Source organism: Geminicoccus flavidas (genome assembly GCF_009806515.1).
In the GTDB taxonomy this organism is placed as follows: Bacteria; Pseudomonadota; Alphaproteobacteria; order Geminicoccales; family Geminicoccaceae; genus Geminicoccus; species Geminicoccus flavidus.
Genome location: NZ_WUJP01000797.1, coordinates 1 through 2,106, shown reverse-complemented (window position 1 = coordinate 2,106; position 2,106 = coordinate 1). Strand labels below are relative to the sequence as shown.

Annotated in this window: 2 protein-coding genes; one reads left to right on the top strand and one right to left on the bottom strand. The window is 68.6% G+C overall.

Annotated elements, in window-relative coordinates; genetic code table 11:
• On the top strand, positions 1-236 hold a 236-nt coding region (locus EQG76_RS22900), incomplete at its 5' end, for an aminotransferase class III-fold pyridoxal phosphate-dependent enzyme (RefSeq protein WP_159716620.1).
• Positions 237-504: 268 nt separating this feature from the next.
• Here the strand turns inward: EQG76_RS22900 and gndA are convergent.
• The gene (gene gndA, locus EQG76_RS22895; RefSeq protein ID WP_159716619.1) at positions 505-1,938 is read right to left on the bottom strand and encodes an NADP-dependent phosphogluconate dehydrogenase; all 1,434 of its coding nucleotides are present in this window, start codon (positions 1,936-1,938) and stop codon (positions 505-507) included.
• Positions 1,939-2,106: the final 168 nt, after the last annotated feature.

Genomic DNA, 2,106 nt, shown 5'->3' with positions numbered 1-2,106 from the left:
GGCGCAACGTCATCGACATCCGCACCATCGGCATCATGGCGGCAGTCGAGCTGGCGCCGCGCCCGGGCGCGCCGGCCGAGCGGGCCTATGACGCGATGGTGGAAGGCTATGAGAAGGGCATCATGCTGCGCGTCACCGGCGACACCATTGCCATGTCGCCGCCGCTGGTGCTGACCAAGGCCCATATCGACGAGATCGCCGACAAGCTGGGTGCGGTGCTCGACGCGGTGGAGTGATGGAACTCGCGCCGGCTCCCGTTGCGGAGCCGGCTTGACTGGCGTGAAGGGAGCGGCCGTTGCGGGCGCGGACGTTCCTGCTCGTCATCCCCCGGCTTGACCAGGGATCAACCGCCGTGCGCCGTCCGCAGCATGCTCAGCCCCGGCAATCGCCAGTCAGGGGCAGGCTGGAGGAGGCCGTCATCGGGCGGTTGATCCCCCGCCTCCGCGGGGGATGACACGAGGGAGCGGGAAATGACGTGAGGGAGAGGCCGCAGCCGAAGGCTTCTCAGACCTCCACCTCGCTCCCGTTCTGCGACCAGCGGGTGTGGAAGCTGCCGTCCTTGTCGAAGCGGCGGTAGGTGTGGGCGCCGAAATAGTCGCGCAGGCCCTGGAGCAGGTTGGCGGGGCCGCGGGAGCGGCGCAGGCCGTCGTAATAGGCGAGCGACGAGGCGAAGGCCGGGACGGCCACGCCGTTCTGGACGGCCAGGACGACCACGTCGCGCCAGGCCTGCTCGGCCTTCAGCACGCCGTCGCGGAAATAGGGCTGGAGCAGGAGGCTGGGGGCGCTGGCGTGCTGGGCGTAGCCTTCCTTGATCCGGTCGAGGAAGGCCGCGCGGATGATGCAGCCGCCGCGCCAGATCGTGGCGATGGTGCCCAGATCGAGGTTCCAGTCATAGGTCCTGGATGCGACCTCGAGCTGCTCGAAGCCCTGGGCGTAGGCTACGATCTTGGACGCATAGAGCGCGTCGCGGATCATTCCGATCTCGGCGGCGCCGGCCTTCTTCCCGGCGGGCTTGATCTCGCCCAGTTCCTTGGCAGCAGCCGCGCGCTGGGCGGGGCGGCCGGACAATGCCCGGGCATAGACGGCTTCGGTGATGGCGGTGATCGGCACGCCCAGGTCGAGCGCGGACTGGGCGGTCCAGCGGCCCGTCCCCTTCTGCTCGGCCTCGTCGCGGATCAGGTCGACCAGCGCCTTGCCGGTGGCGGCGTCCGTTTTCGCCAGCACGATCGCGGTGATCTCGATCAGGTAGGAATCGAGGTCGCCGGTGTTCCAGGAGGCGAACACCTCGCCGATCTCGGCAGCGCTCATGCCATAAACCGTGCGCATCAGGTCGTAGGCCTCGGCGATGAGCTGCATGTCGGCATACTCGATGCCGTTATGCACCATCTTCACGTAATGGCCGGCACCGTCCGGGCCCATATAGGCGCAGCAGGGTGTGCCATCGACCGAGACCGCCATCCTGGTGACCATGGGCGCGATCCGGTCCCAGGCGGAGCGGGCACCGCCGGGCATCATGGAGGGGCCTTCCAGGGCACCTTCCTCGCCGCCGGAGATGCCCATGCCGACGAACAGGATGCCGCGCTCGGCCAGCTCGCGCTCGCGGCGGCGGGTGTCGCTGAACAGCGCGTTGCCGCCGTCCACGATGATGTCGCCCTTCTCCAGGAGCGGGACAAGTTCATTGATCACCGCATCGGTCGGCTGGCCGGCCTTGACCATGATGATCACCACCCGCGGCCTGGAAAGCGAACTCACGAACTCCTGCATCGAGCTGCTGCCGACGAAGTTCCCCTCGTGGCCGAACTCGGCGAGCAGCCGCTCGGTCTTCTCGTTGCTGCGGTTGTGCACGGCGACCCTCAGGCCCTTGCGCGCGGCGTTGCGGGCGAGGTTGGCACCCATGACCGCAAGGCCGGTGACGCCGAGATCCGCTAGCTCCGACATGTGACTCCTCCCAATTCAGCCAATCAGACGACCACCCGGCCCGGCTCCAGCGCCAGGGCAGCGGCACGGCGTGCATCCAGGCGGGTGCGCCGGTCCCGCTGCATCCGCGCGACCTTGCGGCGCAGCGGCCAGTAAACCCCGAAATAGCCCAGGACGGCGAGGGGCGTG